The sequence below is a fragment of the Nitrobacter sp. genome, assembly GCF_051535215.1.
Lineage (GTDB): Bacteria > Pseudomonadota > Alphaproteobacteria > Rhizobiales > Xanthobacteraceae > Nitrobacter.
Map to the genome: position 1 here is coordinate 1 of NZ_JBPPLY010000025.1, position 21,449 is coordinate 21,449.

Here is a 21,449-nt window from a genome sequence, read left to right on the forward strand (position 1 = left end):
CCTTCTGAATCGCCTTCATCTGCTCGTTGAGATAGTACTCGCGCTGGGTCTTCTCCATCTGGCGCTTGACGCGCGAGCGGATGCGCTTCTCGACCTGCAAGACCGAGATTTCGCTCTCCATCAGTCCAAGCACCTTCTCAAGTCGCGCCGTTACCGACAGCGTCTCCAGGATGCCCTGACGATCCGCGATCTTGGCGGCGAGGTGCGAGGCTACGGTGTCGCCGAGCTTGGCGAAATCCGTGATCGCCTGCACCACTCCCACCACTTCGGGCGAAATCTTCTTGTTCAGCTTCACATAGCTTTCGAAATCCGACACGACGGAACGCGCGAGCGCTTCGGCTTCGACGCTGTTGGTGTCGGTGTCGGCCAGCGCGACGGCGGTCGCTTCATAATAATCGGAGCGGTCGGAATATGTTTCCACGCGCGCGCGCTCGAGGCCCTCCACCAGCACCTTCACCGTACCGTCCGGGAGCTTCAGCAATTGCAACACGCTGGCGAGCGTTCCGATCTTGTAAATCGAGTCCGGCGCGGGATCATCGTCCGACGCATTCTTCTGCGTCGCGAGCATGATCAGCGCATCGTTCTTCATGACCTCTTCAAGCGCCTTGATCGATTTTTCGCGGCCGACAAACAACGGCACGATCATGTGCGGAAAAACAACGATGTCGCGAAGCGGAAGTACCGGATAGGTATTGGTTTCGCCGTGAACGATAGCTGGCCGGGGTTTTGAGGCGGTCATAGCCTTGTTCCTTTTGTTGCGCCCCCTTGTACGCAGCCCGCCAATCACGCGCAACCGCCACAAGGTGCCGAGTTTTCCGGAGAAGGATGGGGCTTTGCGAACCGATGCCTCACCTGCCCTGGCAACAGCGAACGCCATATGCGTCGCCGCCGATAGCATTAGGTGGCCATCGACCGTCAGCGTGTCAAGTTAAAGGAAGGCAGCCATTTCAACGGCCTGCTCCCAGGTGCAAGTTGCCGCTTGTAGAGCTAACGGCCGCCGCGCGGAATGCGCCGGCGGCGAGCTTTGCGGCAACATGAGCGCCTGAAAACGCCTGGATCAGGCGCTGGCGCTGGTCTCGCTCGCGCGATCGGAGCGATCCGCGTAAATGTACAGCGGCCGCGCGGTTCCCTCAACCACTTCCCGCGAGATAACAACCTCCTCGACTCCTTCAAGGCCTGGAAGGTCGAACATGGTTTCGAGCAGGATGCTTTCGAGAATCGATCGCAATCCGCGCGCGCCGGTCTTGCGTTCGATCGCCTTGCGAGCGACCGCGCCGAGCGCCTCGTCGGCGAACGTCAGTTCGATGTTCTCCATCTCGAACAACCGCTGATACTGCTTCACCAACGCATTCTTCGGATCGGTCAGAATCTTCTTCAGCGACGTTTCGTCGAGATCCTCGAGCGTGGCGACGACAGGCAGACGTCCGACAAACTCGGGGATCAGGCCGTACTTCAGCAAATCCTCCGGCTCGACATGCCTGAAGATTTCACCGGTGCGGCGATCTTCCGGCGCAAGCACCTGCGCCGCAAAGCCGATCGAGGTGGTCCGCCCACGCGCCGAGATGATCTTCTCCAAGCCGGAGAACGCGCCGCCGCAGATGAACAGGATGTTCGTCGTATCGACCTGCAGGAATTCCTGCTGCGGATGCTTGCGACCGCCCTGCGGTGGCACGCTCGCGATCGTGCCTTCCATGATCTTCAGCAACGCCTGCTGCACGCCCTCGCCGGATACGTCGCGCGTGATCGACGGATTGTCGGACTTGCGCGAAATCTTGTCGATCTCGTCGATATAGACGATGCCGCGCTGCGCGCGTTCGACATTGTAGTCGGCGGACTGCAACAGCTTCAGGATGATGTTCTCGACGTCCTCGCCGACATAGCCGGCTTCGGTCAGCGTCGTGGCATCCGCCATCGTGAACGGAACGTCGAGGATGCGCGCCAGCGTCTGCGCAAGCAACGTCTTGCCCGATCCGGTGGGACCGATCAGCAGGATGTTCGACTTCGCGAGTTCGACGTCGTTGTGCTTGGTCTGGTGATTGAGTCGCTTGTAGTGATTGTGAACCGCGACCGACAGCACCTTCTTGGCGTGGCCCTGCCCGATGACGTAATCGTCCAGGACCTTGCAGATTTCCTTCGGAGTCGGAATACCGTCACGCGATTTCACCAGCGAGGACTTGTTCTCCTCGCGAATGATGTCCATGCAGAGTTCAACGCATTCGTCACAGATAAATACGGTAGGACCCGCAATCAGCTTGCGCACTTCGTGCTGGCTCTTGCCGCAAAATGAGCAATACAGCGTGTTCTTGGAGTCGCCCGTACCGACCTTACTCATTCCTGTCTCCGTCCGCCGTTCGGTCTCGCCTGTTCGCCTGCTCGCCCGTTCCGGTCCGGCACATCCGGTGAAACGAGGTTACATAAGAGCAAACTTCGTACCAGGAAAGACCCTGCGCTTTCCGTCCCGCGCGAATCGCGGTTAATTCGATTCTCCTGCGCATCCCTCGTTAGCTGAACTCAGCTAGCCAACCATGGTGCGGGCCGACTATCAAGAATTCGCTAATCGGCCAGCCTCCTGCGTCGCGACAATAGCGCGATTTGGCTCGGCAACGCGAATCTCTTTGGCCAAATTCAAGCCAGCGTTGCGCGATTGTCACGCCAGTCAAGCGGAAATGCCAATAATAAGGAACTTTTCAGAAAGTATCGCAGTGCAATCACCGGTAGCGGCCGAGTCGGGCCGGATCAACCGGCCCGCTCCGCCCATCCGAGACGTCGCCTGATACCTCTACGAAGCCTTGGGAGTGGCCGGCTCTTCGGCGCGCTTGTCGATCACCTTGTCGACGATGCCGAAGTCGCGGGCCATGTCGGCGGTGAGGAACTTGTCGCGCTCCAGCGCGTCCTCGATCGCCTGATAGGTCTGTCCCGTATGCTTGACGTAGATTTCATTGAGCCGCTTCTTGAGACTCAGGATTTCCTGAGCATGCAGCATGATGTCCGTCGCCTGCCCCTGGAAGCCACCGGAGGGCTGGTGAACCATGATGCGCGCGTTCGGCAAGGCATGCCGCATATCCTTTTCGCCGGCAGCCAGCAGCAACGAACCCATCGACGCGGCCTGTCCGGTGCACAGCGTTGCGACCGGCGGACGAATGAACTGCATCGTGTCGTAGATCGCGAGTCCCGATGTCACCACGCCACCCGGCGAATTGATGTACATCGAGATTTCCTTCTTGGGATTCTCGGCTTCGAGAAAAAGGAGCTGGGCGACGATCAGCATCGACATATTGTCTTCGACCCCGCCGGTCACGAAGATGATGCGCTCCTTCAGCAGCCGAGAGAAGATGTCGTATGCCCTCTCGCCGCGGTTGGTTTGCTCGACCACCATCGGCACGAGGTTCATGTAGGTTTCGACTGGATCGCGCATTGATCACCCAAAAGTTTGTGTCAGCAGTTGGCGGCGAGGATCATCCGAGACGAAACCGGCAGTCTCCAGTCTTTCCGGCGCGGATGAACGTGGCGTGATGCAGGACGGGCAAGCACGGCTCAAAGATATGAGCCGATAACTCGGACGACAAGGGAGCCGCGCAGCCACGTGCCCCGGTGGTTCGATTCGGACATTGGCATCCCGGCGCCGCCAATCCAAGCCCGATCGCAGCATGGCGTGGCACGGACGGCGTCGCGACGCCGGTTTCAGCCGATATCATTAACGGGGGGCACGGGGCGAACCCGACGCCTGATCGGGGCGCGGCTTAGTCCGGACCATGGTTCGCCTCGTAGTCCTTGTAGAGATCCTCGCGCGTCACCTTCTTGTCCGTGATGGTGGCGAGTTCGAGAATGTAGTCGACGACCTTGTTCTCGAACAGCGGCGCGCGAATCTGGGCCATGGCCTGGGGATTTTTCTGATAGTAATCCCAAATCTCCTTCTCGCGGCCCGGCATCTGACGCGCGCGATCGATCAATGCGCGGTTGATTTCGTCGTCTGTCACCGAGATCCCGTTCTTTTCCCCGATCTCGGACAGCACGAGGCTGAGGCGTACCCGGCGGTCGGCGATCCGGCGGTACTCTTCCCTGGCGGCTTCCTCGGTGGTGTCCTCGTCGGCGAAGGTCTTGTTGTTGGTTTCCATCTCCTTCGTGATCGAGTTCCACACCTGCTCGAATTCCTCCTCGACCAATGTCGGCGGCGCTTCGAACTTGTGCGTCTCGTCGAGGCGATCGAACAGCGCGCGCTTGACGTGCTGCCTCATTGCGCGGGCGAATTCGGCGGACAGCCGCTCGCGGACGGCTTTTTTCAGCTGATCGAGCGTATTCAGACCGATGCTCTGAGCAAATTCATCGTCGATCTTGGTTTCTTCCGGCATCTCGATCATGCTTGCCGTGGTCTCGAACTCGGCGTCCTTCCCGGCCAGTTCGGTGTCTGCGTAGTTCTTGGGAAATGAGGCCTTGACGATGCGGGTTTCGCCGACGCCAATCCCGACCAACTGCTCTTCGAACCCCGGAATAAGAGCATTCGACCCGAGCACGACGAGAATGTCCTCGCTGCTGCCGCCATCGAACGGCTCACCGTCGATGGTGCCCTTGAACGAGATGGTCACGCGATCGCCGTTCTCGGCCTTCGCGCCCTCGGCCCGCGTAGAGTAGTTGCGGTTCTGGTCGGCAATCCGCTTGATGCCTTCGTCGACATCGGCGTCGCTCACCTCGACCACCGGCTTTTCGAGGTTGAAACTCTTGAAGTCCGCGAGTTCGATCGCCGGCACGATTTCCAGGGTCACGGTGTAGTTGAGGTCGGCTTTGCCCGCGAGGATGTCCTCGATCTCCTTTTCGTCCGACGGCATAGCCACCTTGGGATTACCCGCGAGCTTGAAGCCGTGGTCGGAGACGATTTGCATGTTGGTATCGCGGATCATGTCCTCGATGGTTTCAACCATCAAGGACCGGCCGTAGACCTTCTTGAGGTGGCTGACCGGCACCTTGCCCGGACGAAAGCCGTCGAGCTTCACCCGGCCCTTGAGGTCGGCCAACCGCGCGTCCGCCTTGGCCATGATTTCGGTGGCCGTAACGCTGATCTGGAAATCGTGCCTCAGTCCCTCGGCGAGGGTTTCGTTCACCTGCATGGCGTCAATCTTCTTCTTCCGCTCGGCCCGGCTGAAACGGCCGGATCATTGTCAATCGGTCGATGCGCGGCGAAGCGCCTGCATCGCGGTATAGCCGGCATATATCCATCGGGATAGCCGCCTGAAGTCGTTTGCTCAAACGCTGTGGCGCTTGGTGCGGGCGGAGGGACTCGAACCCCCACAACTTTCGTCACTGGAACCTAAATCCAGCGCGTCTACCAATTCCGCCACGCCCGCATCAATCCGGCCTGCGGTGCCGAGCATGATGCCGAAAAATGCGAAGCGGCTTTCGGTAGACGTCATGCTCCAACGAGTTGAAACCGGACGCACCGACGGCACCGGTTCTTCTTCCGGCGTCGTCAGTGCGCTCAATGCGGCGGGCTTATAACATGACGATATCGGTTCGCAGCAAAAAAATGGCCGTCCTAGGCGCCGCAGGCCGCTGGACAGAAACCGGAGAAAATGGTCCGCATCGGCGATGACGCGTCATCCTGTCCACCTCACCCGGCGGCATCTGCTGGCCGGCATCGGGGTCGCCGCCGTCGCTCCGGCGGCCGCGATTCGCGCGCAACCGCGGAATCCGCAGACGCTCGCTATTGATGCGACGCCTGCCCCCCTTCAGCTTGGGCCGGGTCGGGACGAAACCGCCGTCTGGTCGCTGCGGACCGATCGCTCGGCGACCCCGCTTTTCCGCGAGGGCGAAACGGTTGAGGTGGCGCTGCACAACGGCCTCCCTGCGCCGCTGGTCCTGAACTGCCACGGGATCGACGGCGCATCTTCCATCGAGCCGTTGACAGCCCGACGGCCGACGTCCCCGGGCGCAACCGACCGCTTTTCGCTCACGCTGCGGCAGGCCGGAACTTTTCTGTGCGATACCCGCCTCCTTGGGGACGGCCTTGCGCAGTCCTCGCCCGCTCAGGCCCTGATCGTTGAGGAACGCACATCGATCGAGGTCGACCGCGACGAGGTCATGCTGATCGAGGACTGGCGGCTCGACGCCGAAGGGCGTCCGATTGCTCCTGGCCCCGGCGGAAAAGCGGCCGGAGCACCGCTTTATCTGGTGAACGGAAAGCCCTCGCTTGACCTTACCTTACGTCCCAACGAACGACTTAGATTGAGGATCATCAACGCCTGCCAGCGCAATGCAATCGCTCTCGGAATCGAGAATCTGGATGTCCGGATCATGGCGATCGACAGCCGGCCAGCGGAGCCGTTCCTGGCGCGCAACGGCCGATTGGTGCTGGCGCCGGGGTCGCGGGTCGACGTCATCCTTGATGCGACGCTCACCGCGGGAACGGCGTCAGCCGTCACCCTGCATGACGGCGGCAGCCCGCGGCAGATCGCCCGACTGCGCATCTCCGCGGACGGGCCGCTGCGGCCCGCACCGTTGCCAACGCCCGTTCCTCTGCCGTCTGAGAGTCTGCCGGCGCAGCCCGATCTTAAAAGCGCGTTGCGCGTCGATGTGCCGCTGGCTTCCTCCGGAGAGACCCCAACTTCGTGGGGGCTGCCGACGCACTTCAATATGGGTTCAACTCCGGCGTTTCGCGTCAAGCGCGGCCGAACCGTGGTGCTCACGCTGACCAACCCAGCAGCAGCTCCCGCGGTGTTTCATCTGCATGGCCATCACTTTCGTCTGCTCGATCGGCTCGACGACGGTTGGAAGCCGTTCTGGCTTGATACGCTTCTGGTCGATGCGGGACAGACGCAGCGCGTCGCTTTCGCCGCCGACGCCGCTGGAGCCTGGCTGGTCGAAACCATGACTGTGGAATGGAGCTCGCCGCGCCGGGTGCGATGGTTCGCGGTGGAATAGCGTTTTCAAGCGAAGCGAACGGAGTACCAGCTCACGTGAAGAAAACACATCAAATCAAAATTGGAGAGCCCGCTTCTGATTCCATCAGAACCGCGCTCTAGTAATCGATCCCGAACCGGTCATAGAGCCGCCGCAGCACAGCAGGCAGAACCTCCGGCAGATCCTCCGCAATCAGCCCCGGACCCGCCTCCTGTCCGGCCTCGCCGTGCATCCAGACGCCGATGCATGCGGCCTCGAATGCCGGCACGCCCTGCGCCAGCAGCCCGCCGATCATGCCGGACAGCACATCGCCTGAGCCTGCCGTTGCCAGCCACGGCGGCGCATTGGCCGCGATGGTCGCGCGGCCGTCGGGCGAGGCCACCACCGTGTCCGGCCCCTTGAGCAACACGATCGCGCCTGAACGCTCGGCCGCCGCGCGCACCCGCTCAAGTTTCGAGCGAAGTGGATGTTTGTTACTCATCTCACTGAAAAGGCGGTGGAACTCGCCTTCATGCGGCGTCAGGATAACCTCGTTTCTGCCGGCGGATTTGACCGCGTCGAACAGCCGAGCCGGCGCATCGGCAAAACTCGTCAAGGCGTCGGCATCGAGCACCAGCGCCGGCGTGGCGGTAAGCGCCGCCAACACCAGCGCGCGGGTCTGTTCGCTGATTCCGGCGCCGGGTCCGATCACGCAGGTATTGATGCGCCGGTCCCTCAGGAGGTCCGCAAAGTCGGCCGCGCCATTCATGCGCCGGACCATCACCGCGGTCAGCGATGCCGCGTTTGCACCCAACGCGTCGTCCGGGGAAAGCACTGTCACAAGCCCGGCCCCGGCCCGCAGGGCTCCGCGCGCCGACAATCGGGCCGCTCCGGTCGAAGTCAGATCGCCGGATACGACGACGGCATGCCCTCGCGCGTATTTGTGCCCGTCGATGCGCGGCACCGGAAGCGCGCGCTCCCAGTAATCTGAGATATTCTCAAAGGTTACCGGGCGGATTTCGTCCAGCACCACATCGGGGATACCGATGTCGGCGACGCGCACCCTGCCGCAATAAACCCGGCCCGGCAGCAGCAGATGCGCCGGCTTCTTGCGAAAGAACGTCACCGTCTCGGTGGCGCGCACCGCAGCCCCCATGATCGCGCCGGTGCTGCCGTTGACGCCGCTCGGCAGATCGATGCTGAGCACGGGCGCGCCATTGGTGTTGATGGCTTCTATCATCGCCTGAGAATCGCCCCTGACCGGGCGGTTGAGGCCCGAGCCGAACAGCGCGTCGACGATCAACGCGGGCGAGCCGAGCGCGGACAGATCGCAAGGCATGACAGGCCCTTTCCAGCCCTTGGCCGCGAGCGCGGCGTCGCCCTTCAGGCTGTCCCGCGCGCCTAATAAAATCACCGAGACGTCGTGGCCGCGCGCCGCCAGTTCGGTCGCCGCGACAAACCCGTCTCCGCCGTTATTGCCGGCACCGGCGACAACCAGGATAGAGCCCTGATCGACGAGGTCAGCGGCCGCGTCCGCCACCGCCTGCCCGGCTCGCAGCATCAGCGCGAAACCCGACCCTCCTCCCGCAATAGCGAGCCGGTCGGCCTGCTCCATTTCGCTGGTCGTCAGAATCTCCATGGCCTCACCTCTCGAGTCCACGGCCAAAGATGAACCTGCCGACGAGCGCGGGACTGCACAGAAAATAATCCCGCTGCCTAATTTGTAATCTGACAATCACGCCGGGGTCCTGCCATAACATGCCGAAGCTCTCTTTAATCGACTGATAATGCTTGAAAATTTAAGGCTCCGGCGATCTGGCACAAACCCTGCTTCGGGAAGGTGGACCGATCTGCAATGTCTGTTGGCGAAAATGAAGCGCGTCCCCCGACTTTTGTCCGTCCGAAAACCAGTGCATGACCGTGTTCAAGACAACAGCGTGAGCGTGCATCGGCCGCTGGCCGGAATTTGGAAGTGCCAGGAGACGTTCAGTGAAAAAAATCGAAGCCATCATCAAACCGTTCAAGCTCGACGAAGTAAAGGAAGCGCTTCAGGAGATCGGATTGCAAGGCATCACCGTGATCGAGGCAAAAGGCTTTGGGCGGCAGAAGGGGCACGCCGAACTCTATCGCGGCGCTGAATACGTGGTGGACTTCCTGCCCAAGGTCAAAATCGAAATCGTGATCGGAGATGACCTGGTCGAAAAAGCCATCGACGCCATCAGGCGCGCCGCCCAGACCGGCCGCATCGGTGACGGCAAGATTTTCATATCCAATATCGAGGAAGCCATTCGAATCCGAACGGGAGAATCCGGCCTCGACGCCATCTAGATGACCGTCACATCCGCTCGGAGCACCACCAGCGGCCGCCTTGCGCCGTAAAATCGCAAAACCAGCCACAAAGACCAGCAGAGACAAGGGGTATTTATGAAGACCGCCAGCGACGTCCTGAAAGCCATCAAGGACAACGACGTGAAGTATGTCGATCTGCGATTCACCGATCCGCGCGGCAAGTGGCAGCACGTCACCTTCGACGTCAGCATGATCGACGAAGATATTTTCACCGAGGGCACGATGTTCGACGGCTCGTCGATCGCCGGCTGGAAGGCGATCAACGAGTCCGACATGATGTTGATGCTTGATCCGACCACAGCCTCGATCGATCCGTTTTTCGCGGAAACGACGATGGTCATCACCTGCGACATTCTGGAGCCTTCCACCGGCGAGCCCTATAACCGCGACCCGCGCGGCATCGCCAAGAAGGCCGAGGCGATGGTGAAATCAATGGGCATTGGCGACACCGTGTATGTCGGTCCCGAAGCCGAGTTCTTCGTGTTCGACGACGTGCGTTTCTCAGCCGATCCGTACAACACGGGCTTCAAGCTGGATTCATCCGAATTGCCGACCAACTCGGCAACCGAATACGAAGGCGGCAACCTCGGCCACCGCATTCGCACCAAAGGCGGCTACTTCCCGGTTCCACCGCAGGACTCGGTGCAGGACATGCGCTCGGAAATGCTTGGCGCCATGGCCAAGATGGGAGTCAAGGTCGAGAAGCATCATCACGAAGTGGCGTCGGCCCAGCACGAACTCGGCATGAAGTTCGACACGTTGACCCACATGGCCGACCAGATGCAGATCTATAAGTATTGCATCCATCAGGTGGCGCACATCTACGGCAAGACCGCCACTTTCATGCCGAAGCCGATCTTCGGCGACAACGGCTCGGGCATGCACGTGCATCAGTCGATCTGGAAGGATGGCAAGCCGACCTTCGCCGGCAACAAGTACGCCGATCTGTCGGAGACCTGCCTGTACTACATCGGCGGCATCATCAAGCACGCCAAGGCCATCAACGCCTTCACCAATCCTTCGACCAACTCCTACAAGCGTCTGGTCCCGGGCTATGAGGCGCCGGTGCTGCTCGCCTACTCCGCGCGCAACCGTTCGGCGTCGTGCCGCATCCCCTACACCACCTCGCCGAAAGCCAAGCGCGTGGAAGTCCGCTTCCCCGATCCGATGGCCAATCCGTACCTCGCCTTCGCGGCGATGCTGATGGCGGGCCTCGACGGCATCAAGAACAAGATCGATCCGGGTCCGGCGATGGACAAGGACCTCTACGATCTGCCGAAGGAAGAACTGAAGCAAATCCCGACGGTGTGCGGCAGCCTGCGCGAGGCGCTGGAAAACCTCGACAAGGACCGCGCCTTCCTGAAGCATGGCGGCGTGTTCGACGACGATTTCATCGACGCCTACATCGAGTTGAAGATGACCGACGTGATGCGTTTCGAAATGACGCCGCACCCGGTCGAGTTCGACATGTATTATTCGTATTGATCGCTTCTCGCCCCGGAACAATCAAAGACAGGCGCTCCTGACGGAGCGCCTTGTTCTTTGACGCCACCCTTGCCTCAAATCTGCGGCGTTGCTGCCGGACACAAGCAGGATGGCCTCGCCTCTTTCAAAAGGCGGCGACTTATTGCCCGGCGTCACAGGCTCTAGCAGAGTGGCGCTTGATTCCGTATGGCGTTTAACGGAACACTGCGGACTCAGAACCGGAGGCGACCGTGACGGACCAGACCACAGGCAAAGGGCAAACCCGCACCGATCTGGCATGGGCGATCGCGACCGGAGGGATGGCCATCGTCCTGTTCGCGGCGCTGCTGCTGCTCGCCTGGGAATTCGCTGCGACGCTTTTCCTGATCTTTGCCGGTGTGCTGCTTGGCGTTGCTCTCAACGCCATCACAAGTCTGCTCGGCCGCGTCATTCCCCTGCCTCATGCGTTGCGGTTGACGATCGTCTGCCTCGCGCTCGCCGCCGTCCTCGCGGGCGTCCTGGTGCTCGGGGGAACCACGATCGCGCAGCAAACCGCGGTGCTGAGCAATACGATCAAATCGCAGCTCGTGACCGTCAAATCCTTCCTCGAGAAAAATGGCGTCGACACCAGCTACTTCAATTTGAGCGGTCTCAATTCGTCCGAATCCTCGAAAACGTCCGAGCCATCGAGAATTCCCGGAACCGCGAAAACCGAGGAGACGCCTGCAGCAAATGTTCAGCACAACCTGCCGAGTGCCGGCACGCTTGCCTCAAGCGGCACCGCGATCGTCAGCCAGACGCTGAAGCTCGTCCTCGGCACCGTCAGCGCCGTCGGAAATTTCTTCATCGTGCTGTTCCTCGGCCTTTGCTTTGCCGCTCAGCCGGCCGTCTATCGCAAAGGCCTGCTCAGCCTGACGCCGGCCAAACATCGTGCGACCGCGGCGATTCTGGTCGACAGGATCGGCGATACGCTGGAGCGCTGGCTGATCGCCCAGATGGTCACCATGGCCGCGGTGTTCCTGGTGACCTGGATCGGCCTCGAGATCATTGGCATCCAGAGTTCCTTTATCCTCGGTATTCAGGCCGGTTTGCTCGCCTTCATTCCAACCATCGGCGCGCTGCTCGGCGGGTTGATCGTGGTGCTGGCAAGTCTCGCGTCAGGATGGGTGGCGGCCGCAAGCGCGTTCGTGCTGTTTCTCGGCGTTCACGCCCTGGAGAGCTACGTGCTCACGCCGATCATCCAGCGTCAGGCGCTCGACATTCCGCCGGCGACGCTGTTCGCATTCCAGATTCTCCTCGGCATCGTCTTCGGAGTCTGGGGGCTGGCGCTGGCTCTGCCCCTGCTCGCGATCGGCAAAGTCGTCATCGACTTCGCGCGCGCGGACGAGGAAAAGCGGTCCTCCGTAAAAGCAGCAAGCTAAAACGTCGTAACCGTATTCGTGTGCTCCACCTCAGGGGGTGAAGCGAAGTGCGGTCCGACCAGCGCACGCCATTCGGTGAAATTTGCCGATTCCCGAAAATCCACGACATGGTTCTCAAGCGTTTCCCACTTGATCAACAGGCGGTAACGCGACGGCTTCTCGATGGAGCGGTGCAGTTCGAAACTTTTCCAGCCCTTGCAACGCTTGAAAATCGTCTGCGCCTGGCCGATCGCGGCCTCGAAATCCGCTTCGCTGCCCGGCTTGACGTCGATTTGTGCGATTTCGGTAATCATCTGAGGAGACCCTTTGTGCCTCCCGATATGTATAGCAACCGACAGCGGCCGTGAAGGTCAGGAATCGACCTGAAACTGGGTGATGGCCTTGTTGGCCAGCTTGATGCGGTTCTGTTCGCCGCCGTAATACAGCCCGACAATAATCTCAAGCAGCCGGTCATTGGTCTCTATACCGTCGCTGCTCAGAACGCCGCTCCTGCGAAGGTAGTTCGCCGCGATCGCGTAGGCCTCGCCCACGGCGTCGAAATTCATGACTTGCACATCGCGTTCGATCAGCATGATCGATCATTCCATTCCGGGATTCCATTCTCAACTTCGGATCGACAACCTGGGAAAGCGGCAAAGGTTCCTGACGACTCGAACAGCAAAACGCACCGGCGCCGGACGGACCGGACCGATGCGTTCAGGTGTGGGGAAGTCGCGTTTCTCGGGAGATCCGGAGAACGAGCGGCCGATCTTGCCGCCGGCTTCGCTCTGTTCCCGGAGAAAACTCAGAGCCGATACAAAATCTGATCTGTCCAGAAGCGCTCGAGACGATGCAGCGATTTGTTCAACGTCGCAAACTCCTCATTGGAGATGCCACCGACCTGTTCGACGGTCTTGACGTGCTTCTGGTAGAGCGCGTCAACGATGCGGCGGATTTCCTGACCCTGCGCAGTCAGACGGATGCGAACCGAGCGGCGATCAACGCGCGAGCGTTGATGATCGAGGAATCCCAACTCGACGAGTTTCTTCAGATTGTAGGAAACGTTGGAGCCGAGATAGTAGCCGCGCGTCCGCAGTTCGCCGGCCGTCAGTTCCTTGTCGCCGATGTTATAGAGCAGAAGCGCTTGTACCGAATTGATGTCGGCACGACCGCGACGATCAAATTCATCCTTGATGACATCGAGCAGGCGACGGTGCAGCCGCTCGACCAAGGTCAATGCTTCGAGATAGAGCGACTGCACCGGCGCTTCGCCGGCCACCTGTTCTGCGGGCTCGTGAGCCTTCGCAACGGCTTTCATGATGACTTCCCCTGTTGTCGTTTATCGACTTATTCGACGAAACTTGTGTTCCGCCTGATAGCTGGACCTTAGGGGAGGCGTTTGAATATCCGCTTAAATAAGACAATAAAGACATCATGAATTTAAGAGAGTGAATTGCTGATTAAGCCCGTCAGATCAGGGGCTTCCGCAACCCTTCCTTGACGCTGCGGCCAAGCTGTTCACGCTTCGTCTACACCAACTGTCGCATTCAGGAACAGGACCGCTCAAATTCGAAATATCCTGTCAACATCCGTGGCGGCATCATCAGAGTAAGCGAATTCTTACCGGAAAAAATCGCGGACAATTTGACGCAAGCCGTCAATTCGGATTCAGGAGCCGCCTTCAATGCCGGTTTATGATCTCGTCATTCGCTATGGCGGCCGTTCGCGCGCCGCCATCCAGGCCAGTCCCAGATAGGCCACGAGCATCGCCGTTTCGATGCCGACGACGGCCAGATTGCCGCCGTAGATCGCCGGGAACATCAGTTCGACCACGGCCATGGAGACAACGGTCGTCAGCCAGACAACGGCCCCCCACGGCGTCGCAAGCCACAGACCCACCGCGGCTACCAGTTCGATGACCGCGAAGTAGACCGTCGCCGCCTGCCAGGCCACCGTCTGGTTTTCGAAGCCATTGTCTTCGCCGCCGATGAAACCGGTCACCTGAGCCCAATGATAGAGTCCTGCGGCAAGCGACAGCACCGCCATGATGCGGAGGAAAAGCACCAGCCGCCCGGTCCAGAGACTCTCTTCGGTTTCCGCCCGTGCAGACGAAATCCCGGCCACCGACATGGCGTTATTCCGCCGGGCCTGCTTGCGCGATGAGGTTTCAGACATCAGGTGCTCGTAACCGAAGCCACTGTTATAGGCGTCGATTCATGGCTTTTTGCGACCGTAAAATCAATTGCATTGCATCAAGGCAGGAGCGCGGTGACGAAGCCGGTTCCTGATGGTAGAATTGAAACAAAATCAAATCGGTTTCTGGTTTTCGGGAGTGTGTGCGACATGGCGATAAAATACGGGCGTCCCATTGAAATGCGGGATGGACCTCGCCGCGAAGGCGCCGCTTCCGCCCTGCCCCTCGATCTGGTGGCCCGGCCGCGCCGCAACCGAAAGTCGGAATGGGCCCGCCGCCTGATTCGTGAAAACGTCCTGACCACCGACGACCTGATCTGGCCTCTGTTCGTGGCCGATGGGGCCGACGGACGAACGCCTGTCCCCTCGATGCCTGGCGTCGACCGCCTCAGCGTCGATCAGTGCGTGCGCGACGCGGAACGGGCGCTGAAGCTGAACATCCCCTGCATTGCACTGTTCCCCTACACAGATCCCGCGTTGCGGGACGACAGCGGCAGCGAGGCCCTTAATGCCAAGAACCTGGTGTGCAGGTCGGTCCGCGCAATCAAGCGGGAATTTCCGGATCTCGGCGTGCTCTGCGACGTGGCGCTCGATCCGTTCACCAGCCATGGCCATGACGGCTTGATCGAGGACGGCAGGATTCTCAACGACGAGACGGTTGCCGTGCTGGTCCGGCAGGCGCTGGTGCAGGCCGAAGCCGGGTGCGATATCATTGCGCCATCGGACATGATGGACGGACGCGTGGGCGCAATTCGACTGGCGCTCGACGAGGCCGGCTTCGTCGACGTGCAGATCATGGCTTACGCCGCCAAATACGCGTCGGCGTTTTACGGTCCCTTCCGCGACGCCATCGGCTCGGCCAAGGCGCTCACCGGCGACAAGCGGACGTATCAGATGGACAGCGCCAACTCCGATGAGGCGCTACGCGAGGTCGAACTCGACATCGCCGAAGGCGCCGACATGGTTCTGGTAAAGCCAGGCATGCCCTATCTCGACATTGTGCGGCGCGTGAAAGACACCTTCGGGGTGCCGACCTTCGCCTATCAGGTATCGGGCGAGTACGCGATGATCGCCGCAGCCGCCGGCAACGGCTGGATCGACGGCGACCGGGCCATGATGGAAAGCCTCGTCGCTTTCAAACGTGCCGGCGCCGACGGCGTACTCACCTATTTCGCGCCCGCGGCAGCGGAGAGGCTCAACCGGAAGGGCTGACGAACCGCCGCCCTCCGCCCGGACCATTGCCGTTCCTTAACGCTTGCGAGGTCTTGCAACCCCGGCGCCGCGTCGCCATTTCCGGGGGCGGCAAGCAATGCCGTCGACGAGCCGTGGAGGATCTGGTCATGGCCGACAATGGCTTCAACACTGCGCAGAACGGCAACTCGACCGAGTTCCGGCATCATGCGTTCGACCCCTGGATGCAGCCCGAACTGTTTCGAGGCGTTCTGACGCGGCGCTTTTTTGCGTTCCTGATTGATCTCGTGGTGTTGTCCATACCCGTGATTTTCGGCGTGATCTTCATCGCGCTGTTCGGCGTCGTCACGCTCGGACTTGGCTGGATGCTGTTCTGGCTGGTGTCGCCTGCTACCGTGATCTGGGCTGTCGTCTATTACGGCTTCTCTCTGGGCGGCCCGCATTCGGCGACCATCGGAATGCGGCTCATGGACCTGGAAATGCGCACCTGGTACGGCGACCCAAGCTATTTTTTGCTCGGTGCGATGCACGCGATCCTGTTCTGGTTCTCGATATCGATCTTTTCGCCGCTTATTCTCCTGGTTGGCCTCTTCAACGGACGCCGCCGGCTGCTGCACGACATGCTGCTCGGCACCGTGATTATCAACAATTCGGCTCTCGGACCGGTTGCGGAGCCTCACCGAAGTTATTGATATCGCGGCAACCGGATTGACGGTCGGCTCCGAGAGCGCGATGCTCGGCGTGACCTGCTTCGGAGACCTGCAAAACCGCCGTGACCCAACATTCGCGCGATACCCCGCAATTCTATCTGACGGCGCCTTCGCCGTGCCCGTATCTGCCCGATCGCAGCGAACGCAAGGTATTCACGCATCTCGTCGGCGAGAAGGCCGGCGACCTCAACGACCTGCTGACCCATGGCGGTTTCCGCCGCAGTCAGTCAATCGCCTACCGTCCGGCCTGCGACCAATGTCGCGCCTGCGTTTCGGTGCGGGTGGTCGCGCACGAATTTCGGCTTTCGCGCAAGTTCCGCAAGGTGACGGCGCGCAACGCCGACATCGCCGGCACCATGCGGGCCGCGGTACCGACGTCGGAGCAATATTCGATATTTCGAGCCTATCTCGACCAGCGACACCGCCACGGAGGCATGGCCGATATGACCGTGCTCGATTACGCGATGATGGTGGAAGACAGCCACGTGGAAACCCGCATCATCGAATATCGCAGGCGCGACCTCGACAGCGCCATCAACGAACGCGGCGATCTGGTGGCGGTGGCGCTCACCGATGTGTTGAGCGACGGGCTCTCGATGGTCTATTCGTTTTTCGAGCCGTCGGAACAGAACCGATCGCTCGGCACTTTCATGATCCTCGATCACATCTCGCGCGCGCGGCAGCTCGGACTGCCGTATGTGTATCTCGGCTACTGGATCGAAGGATCGCGGAAGATGGATTACAAGGGCCGCTACCTTCCGCAGCAGCGCCTTGCGCCAACGGGCTGGTTGCGGGTCGACGAAGACAGCCGAGCGCCGGGCAATCCAGCAATCTAGAGCAGGGTCCAGCCGCAACCCATCATATGGCCGTGTCCACCAGCAGCTTGATGTTGAGGATCACGATCACGCCGGCAACGATCCATGCAGCAGCAGCAGTTCCGGTTGAAATCGCGAACTCGCCCATCTTGCGTCGGTCCGAGACAAAGCGGACCAGCGGGATCACCGCGAAGGGCAACTGCATCGACAGAACGACCTGGCTGAGAACGAGAAGTTGCGCGGTGCCGCTGTCGCCGTAAACGGCGGTGACGACGATAACGGGAATGACGGCAATGCCGCGGGTGACGAGCCGTCGCGCCCACATCGGCATCCGCAAGCGCAGAAAGCCTTCCATCACGATCTGGCCGGCGAGCGTGGCCGTCACCGTGGAGTTGATGCCCGATGCGAGCAGCGCGACGGCGAACAGCGTCGAGGCGATGCCGAGACCGAGCAGCGGCGAAAGCAATCTGAACGCATCGCCGATCTCGGCCACATCGGTATGGCCGCTGCGGTGAAACACCGCGGCGGCGACGATCAGGATGGCCGCGTTGACGAACAAGGCCAGCATCAAGGCGAGCGTGCTGTCGGCGGTCGCCCACCGGATCGCACTTCGCCGCCCCTCCTCGTTGCGCGGATATGCGCGCGTCTGCACGATCGACGAATGCAGATAAAGGTTATGCGGCATGACCGTTGCGCCGATGATGCCGATGGCGATGTAGAGCATCTCCGGATTGGTGACGATCTCGCGCGACGGCGCGAATCCGCGCAACACCTCCGCGACCGGCGGCGCGGCGGCGACGATCTGGATCGCAAAACAACCTGCGATGACGATCAACAGCACGACCACAAAGGCCTCGAGGAAACGGAAGCCTCTGTTCATCAGGAGCAACAGCAGGAAGGCATCCAGCGCCGCAATCAGCGCTCCGCCGATCAGCGGAATGCCGAACAGCAGTTGCAGCGCGATCGCCGTGCCGATCACCTCGGCCAGATCGCAGGCGATGATGGCGGCCTCGCAAGCCAGCCAGAGCATGAAATTGACCGGCCGCGAATAGCTGTCGCGGCAGGCCTGCGCGAGATCACGGCCGGCCGCGATGCCGAGCCGCGCAGCCAGCGCCTGCAACAGGATCGCCATGAGGTTCGACAGCAGGATGACCGACAGCAGCGTGTAGCCGAACTGCGAGCCGCCCGCGATGTCGGTGGCCCAGTTGCCGGGGTCCATGTACCCCACCGAGACCATGTAGCCGGGGCCGGCGAAAGCCAGCATGCGGCGCAGCCAGTGCCCGGTCGATGGCACCCGCACCGTCGCATGGACCTCCTCGAGGCTAGGGCGGGCGGACGCTTCCGAGTGCCAGCCAGCCTTTGCCGAAAAGGGTCTCTGCGACGGCTCCGGCGCCGGTTCGGACGGCAAAGCAGGTGTTTTTACATCCATCGGCTGCAATATGGGTCAAACCCTTCTTTATTGCAACTCATTTGCAAATGCATCTAGCGACTGATCCGCGCAGGCACCCGCGATTCGACAATCGGGGGGCATCCGACCGACGCGATCCCACATAAGCGACAGCCTTTCGCTTCTGACGGAATCAGAAACGGAATCAGAAGCGGGCTCCAGGATTTTGATTTGATGCGTTTTCTTCGCGAACCGACATCGGTTTTACTCGAAAACGCTATGGCTGAGAGCGATCCGCTTCACGGGAAGCAACCGGGGAATCGAGCAACTCGAACACCGTCTCGGGCGGACGGCATATCCGCGCGCCCTTCGCCGTTTCCACAATCGGTCGCTCGATCAGGATGGGGTGCGCCAGCATGAAATCGAGAATCTGGTCGTCGGTCCATTTGGAATTGCCGAGATCGAGTTCGGCGTAGGGCGTGCCTTTCTCCCTCAGCAGCGCGCGGATCGGAACACCCATGGCGTCAGCCAGCGCACGAAGCCGCGTGCGATCCGGCGGATGCTTGAGATATTCGACGATCACCGGCTCCTCGCCGCTCTGCCGGATCATCGCCAGCGTGTTGCGGGAGGTGCTGCAGGATGGATTGTGATAGATCGTCACGGTCATGGTCGCCATCCGCTCAGATGTCTATGCGCGATGTCATAGGGCGCGGCCGAATTTGTTCGACTTCGGCAGGCCGTGCGCGAGGCGGCCGGCGTCGGCGCGGTTGCCGCGCCAGTCGGACAAGTCCTTCCAGCTCAGACCCTGCTCGCGGCCCGCCGAGTCTTTCCACGTCAGACCGGCCTTCGAATCGAACACGGCAACGTCCGACAGGCCTGCGCCCTTGTACTTCTGCAGCCGTACGCCGCGGCCGCGCGCCATCTCCGGCACCTGGTCCAGCGGAAAGACGACCATCTTGTGATTGGTGCCGATGACCGCGACCTGATCGCCCGAGACCGTCGCGATCGCCTTCGCCTCATTCGGCATTTCGACGTTAAGCACCTGCTTGCCCTTGCGCGTGGTGCCGACGCAATCGTCCTCGTTGACGACGAACCCCTGCCCCTCGTGGCTCGCGATCAGGAACTTGCGACCGCCGGTGTTGACGAACATCGACACGATCGCCGCATCCTGTTCCAGATCGATGAACAGCCGGATCGGCTCGCCATGGCCGCGCCCGCCCGGCAGCTTCGCGACATCAAGGGAATAAAATCTTCCGTTGGTGGCGAACAGCAGAAGCTTCGACGTGGTCTCGGCGAAGAACGCGAAGCCGAGCTTGTCGTCGGTCTTGAACGACAGGCTCGACAGATCCTCGACGTGGCCTTTCAGCGTCCGCACCCATCCCTTGTCGGAGACGACAACGGTGACCGGCTCGCGCTCGACCAGCGACTCCTCCAGCGCGGCGAGATCGTGCTCCGGCGCGTCGGCGAAGACAGTGCGGCGCTTGCCGAGCGGCGTCTTCGGTCCGAACATGTCGCGCACGGTGCGCACCTGTTCGCCGACCTTGGCCCATTGCTCGGTTTCCGAGCCGAGGATCTTGTTGATGCCTTTCAATTCGTTGCGAAGGTTCTTGTCCTCGGTGCGGATTTCCATTTCCTCGAGCTTGCGCAAAGAGCGCAGGCGCATATTGAGGATGGCATCGGCCTGAACTTCCGTCAGCTTGAACGCCTTCATCAAGGCCGGCTTCGGCTCGTCCTCGGTGCGGATGATCTTGATGACCTTGTCGATGTTCAGATACGCGATCAGATAACCGCCGAGCACCTCCAGCCGGTGCTCGATCTGCGCCTTGCGATAGGCCGAACGCCGCAGCAGCACATCCCGCAGATGGTCGAGCCATTCGCGAAGACACTCCGCAAGGCCTACGACCTTCGGAATCTTGCCCTTGATGAGGACGTTGAGGTTGAGCGAAATCCGGCTCTCAAGCTCGGTCAGCTTGAACAGCGATTCCATCACCAGTTCGGGATCGACGTTGCGCGACTTCGGCTCAATGACGACGCGGATGTCTTCGGCCGACTCGTCCCTGATGTCGCCGACCAGCGGCAGCTTCTTCTCGTTGAGCAGTTCGGCGATCTTTTCGATCAGCCGCGATTTCTGTACCAGCCAGGGGATTTCGGTGACGACGATGACCCAGGTGCCGCGCGCGCCGTCCTCGCGATGCCACTTGGCGCGGGTGCGGAAGCCGCCACGTCCGGTCGCGTAGGCCTCCGCGATGCTCTCCTTGGAATCGATGATGATTCCGCCGGTCGGAAAATCCGGGCCCTTCACCCACTTCAGCAACGATCTGGATTTCGCATCGGGCTTATCAATCAAATGCAGCGCCGCGTCGCAAAGTTCAGCGGCGTTGTGCGGCGGAATCGCAGTCGCCATGCCGACCGCGATCCCCTGCGCGCCGTTGGCGAGCAGATTCGGAAAGCCGCCCGGCAACACCACCGGCTCACGGCTCTGGCCGTCGTAGTTGGGACGGAACTCGACGGCGTCCTCGTCGATCCCGTCGAGCAGCAGCCGCGCCACGTCGGTCATGCGCGCTTCGGTGTAGCGATAGGCGGCGGGATTATCGCCGTCGATATTGCCGAAGTTGCCCTGACCGTCGACCAGCGGATAACGCGAGGCGAAATCCTGCGCGAGCCGGACCATGGCGTCATAGATCGCCTGATCGCCATGCGGATGGAACGAGCCCATCACGTCGCCGACGATCTTTGCGGATTTCTTGAAAGCCGATCCGGGATCGAGCCGCAGCAGTCGCATGCCGTAGAGGATGCGCCGATGCACGGGTTTAAGGCCATCGCGCGCGTCAGGCAACGCGCGGTGCATGATGGTGGACAACGCGTATGCGAGATAGCGCTCTTCCAGAGCATCCCGCAGTTGCACTTCGTGAATTTCGGCCGGTTCGGCCGGAATCAATCGTTTTCCCATGCAGACGGGTTAACCCCTGCGGGGTGCGGCGACAAGGCACGAATCAGACCGGAATCGCGTGTCAACCTCAGCCTTGGATCAATAATCGAAGACGACTCTTTACTAGATGCCCGCTCCCGC

Annotated in this window: 19 protein-coding genes and 1 tRNA gene; 7 read left to right on the forward strand and 13 right to left on the reverse strand. The window is 61.0% G+C overall.

The features are described 5' to 3' along the window. The 5 genes from ACS3WB_RS15390 to ACS3WB_RS15410 all read right to left on the reverse strand — a co-directional run. On the reverse strand, positions 1 to 739 hold a 739-nt coding region (locus ACS3WB_RS15390; RefSeq protein WP_292616794.1), incomplete at its 3' end, for an LON peptidase substrate-binding domain-containing protein. Positions 740 to 1,057: 318 nt separating this feature from the next. After that, positions 1,058 to 2,332 (reverse strand): ATP-dependent Clp protease ATP-binding subunit ClpX, encoded by a 1,275-nt coding sequence (clpX, locus tag ACS3WB_RS15395; RefSeq protein ID WP_292616796.1) that lies wholly within the window; start codon positions 2,330 to 2,332, stop codon positions 1,058 to 1,060. A 447-nt stretch (positions 2,333 to 2,779) separates the two neighbouring features. After that, positions 2,780 to 3,415, reverse strand: a complete 636-nt coding sequence (locus tag ACS3WB_RS15400; protein ID WP_438276361.1) for an ATP-dependent Clp protease proteolytic subunit — start codon at positions 3,413 to 3,415, stop codon at positions 2,780 to 2,782. 325 nt (positions 3,416 to 3,740) lie between these two features. Continuing rightward, complete coding sequence (gene tig / locus ACS3WB_RS15405) at positions 3,741 to 5,102, reverse strand: trigger factor (RefSeq protein ID WP_438276362.1); 1,362 nt, start codon at positions 5,100 to 5,102, stop codon at positions 3,741 to 3,743. Between the two features lie 152 nt (positions 5,103 to 5,254). After that, positions 5,255 to 5,339: transfer RNA gene (locus tag ACS3WB_RS15410), tRNA-Leu, on the reverse strand. Positions 5,340 to 5,580: 241 nt separating this feature from the next. Between ACS3WB_RS15410 and ACS3WB_RS15415 the strand changes: the two genes are divergently transcribed. Beyond that, positions 5,581 to 6,912, forward strand: a complete 1,332-nt coding sequence (locus ACS3WB_RS15415; protein WP_438276363.1) for a multicopper oxidase family protein — start codon at positions 5,581 to 5,583, stop codon at positions 6,910 to 6,912. 97 nt (positions 6,913 to 7,009) lie between these two features. Here the strand turns inward: ACS3WB_RS15415 and ACS3WB_RS15420 are convergent, their stop codons facing one another. Further along, on the reverse strand, positions 7,010 to 8,509 hold the full coding sequence (locus ACS3WB_RS15420) for an NAD(P)H-hydrate dehydratase (RefSeq protein WP_438276364.1): 1,500 nt from the start codon (positions 8,507 to 8,509) through the stop codon (positions 7,010 to 7,012). A gap of 350 nt (positions 8,510 to 8,859) precedes the next feature. Here ACS3WB_RS15420 and ACS3WB_RS15425 point away from each other — a divergent pair, with 350 nt between their 5' ends. The 3 genes from ACS3WB_RS15425 (at position 8,860) to ACS3WB_RS15435 (ending at position 12,104) form a co-directional block, all read left to right on the forward strand. Further along, positions 8,860 to 9,198 carry a P-II family nitrogen regulator gene (locus ACS3WB_RS15425; RefSeq protein WP_438276365.1) on the forward strand — a complete coding sequence of 113 codons (339 nt, stop codon included), beginning with the start codon at positions 8,860 to 8,862 and terminating at the stop codon, positions 9,196 to 9,198. A 96-nt stretch (positions 9,199 to 9,294) separates the two neighbouring features. Next, positions 9,295 to 10,704, forward strand: a complete 1,410-nt coding sequence (glnA, locus tag ACS3WB_RS15430; RefSeq protein ID WP_438276366.1) for a type I glutamate--ammonia ligase — start codon at positions 9,295 to 9,297, stop codon at positions 10,702 to 10,704. A gap of 299 nt (positions 10,705 to 11,003) precedes the next feature. Next, a complete protein-coding gene (locus ACS3WB_RS15435; RefSeq protein ID WP_438276384.1) occupies positions 11,004 to 12,104 on the forward strand; it encodes an AI-2E family transporter in 1,101 nt (366 codons plus the stop codon). Here the strand turns inward: ACS3WB_RS15435 and ACS3WB_RS15440 are convergent. From ACS3WB_RS15440 to ACS3WB_RS15455, 4 genes are all read right to left on the reverse strand, one after another. Then, a complete protein-coding gene (locus ACS3WB_RS15440; protein WP_438276367.1) occupies positions 12,101 to 12,397 on the reverse strand; it encodes an antibiotic biosynthesis monooxygenase family protein in 297 nt (98 codons plus the stop codon). The genes ACS3WB_RS15435 and ACS3WB_RS15440 overlap by 4 nt on opposite strands. 57 nt (positions 12,398 to 12,454) lie before the next feature. After that, positions 12,455 to 12,676 carry a hypothetical protein gene (locus ACS3WB_RS15445; RefSeq protein WP_438276368.1) on the reverse strand — a complete coding sequence of 74 codons (222 nt, stop codon included), beginning with the start codon at positions 12,674 to 12,676 and terminating at the stop codon, positions 12,455 to 12,457. A 212-nt stretch (positions 12,677 to 12,888) separates the two neighbouring features. Then, on the reverse strand, positions 12,889 to 13,404 hold the full coding sequence (gene ldtR, locus ACS3WB_RS15450; protein WP_438276385.1) for a transcriptional regulator LdtR: 516 nt from the start codon (positions 13,402 to 13,404) through the stop codon (positions 12,889 to 12,891). A gap of 389 nt (positions 13,405 to 13,793) precedes the next feature. Next, the gene (locus tag ACS3WB_RS15455; RefSeq protein WP_438276369.1) at positions 13,794 to 14,258 is read right to left on the reverse strand and encodes a DUF6163 family protein; all 465 of its coding nucleotides are present in this window, start codon (positions 14,256 to 14,258) and stop codon (positions 13,794 to 13,796) included. Between the two features lie 168 nt (positions 14,259 to 14,426). Here ACS3WB_RS15455 and hemB point away from each other — a divergent pair, with 168 nt between their 5' ends. The 3 genes from hemB (at position 14,427) to ACS3WB_RS15470 (ending at position 17,013) form a co-directional block, all read left to right on the forward strand. Beyond that, a complete protein-coding gene (gene hemB, locus ACS3WB_RS15460) occupies positions 14,427 to 15,488 on the forward strand; it encodes a porphobilinogen synthase (protein ID WP_438276370.1) in 1,062 nt (353 codons plus the stop codon). 128 nt (positions 15,489 to 15,616) lie between these two features. After that, entirely contained in the window at positions 15,617 to 16,159 is a 543-nt protein-coding gene (locus ACS3WB_RS15465; RefSeq protein ID WP_438276371.1) for an RDD family protein, read from the forward strand. Positions 16,160 to 16,239: 80 nt separating this feature from the next. After that, on the forward strand, positions 16,240 to 17,013 hold the full coding sequence (locus ACS3WB_RS15470) for an arginyltransferase (protein WP_438276372.1): 774 nt from the start codon (positions 16,240 to 16,242) through the stop codon (positions 17,011 to 17,013). A gap of 22 nt (positions 17,014 to 17,035) precedes the next feature. Here ACS3WB_RS15470 and ACS3WB_RS15475 read toward each other — a convergent pair whose 3' ends face one another. The 3 genes from ACS3WB_RS15475 to parC all read right to left on the reverse strand — a co-directional run bounded on the left by ACS3WB_RS15475 (position 17,036) and on the right by parC (position 21,329). Further along, positions 17,036 to 18,421, reverse strand: a complete 1,386-nt coding sequence (locus ACS3WB_RS15475) for an Nramp family divalent metal transporter (RefSeq protein ID WP_438276373.1) — start codon at positions 18,419 to 18,421, stop codon at positions 17,036 to 17,038. Positions 18,422 to 18,656: 235 nt separating this feature from the next. Next, positions 18,657 to 19,046 carry an arsenate reductase (glutaredoxin) gene (gene arsC, locus ACS3WB_RS15480; protein WP_438276374.1) on the reverse strand — a complete coding sequence of 130 codons (390 nt, stop codon included), beginning with the start codon at positions 19,044 to 19,046 and terminating at the stop codon, positions 18,657 to 18,659. A gap of 33 nt (positions 19,047 to 19,079) precedes the next feature. Next, positions 19,080 to 21,329 carry a DNA topoisomerase IV subunit A gene (gene parC, locus ACS3WB_RS15485; RefSeq protein WP_438276375.1) on the reverse strand — a complete coding sequence of 750 codons (2,250 nt, stop codon included), beginning with the start codon at positions 21,327 to 21,329 and terminating at the stop codon, positions 19,080 to 19,082. Positions 21,330 to 21,449 lie beyond the last annotated feature (120 nt).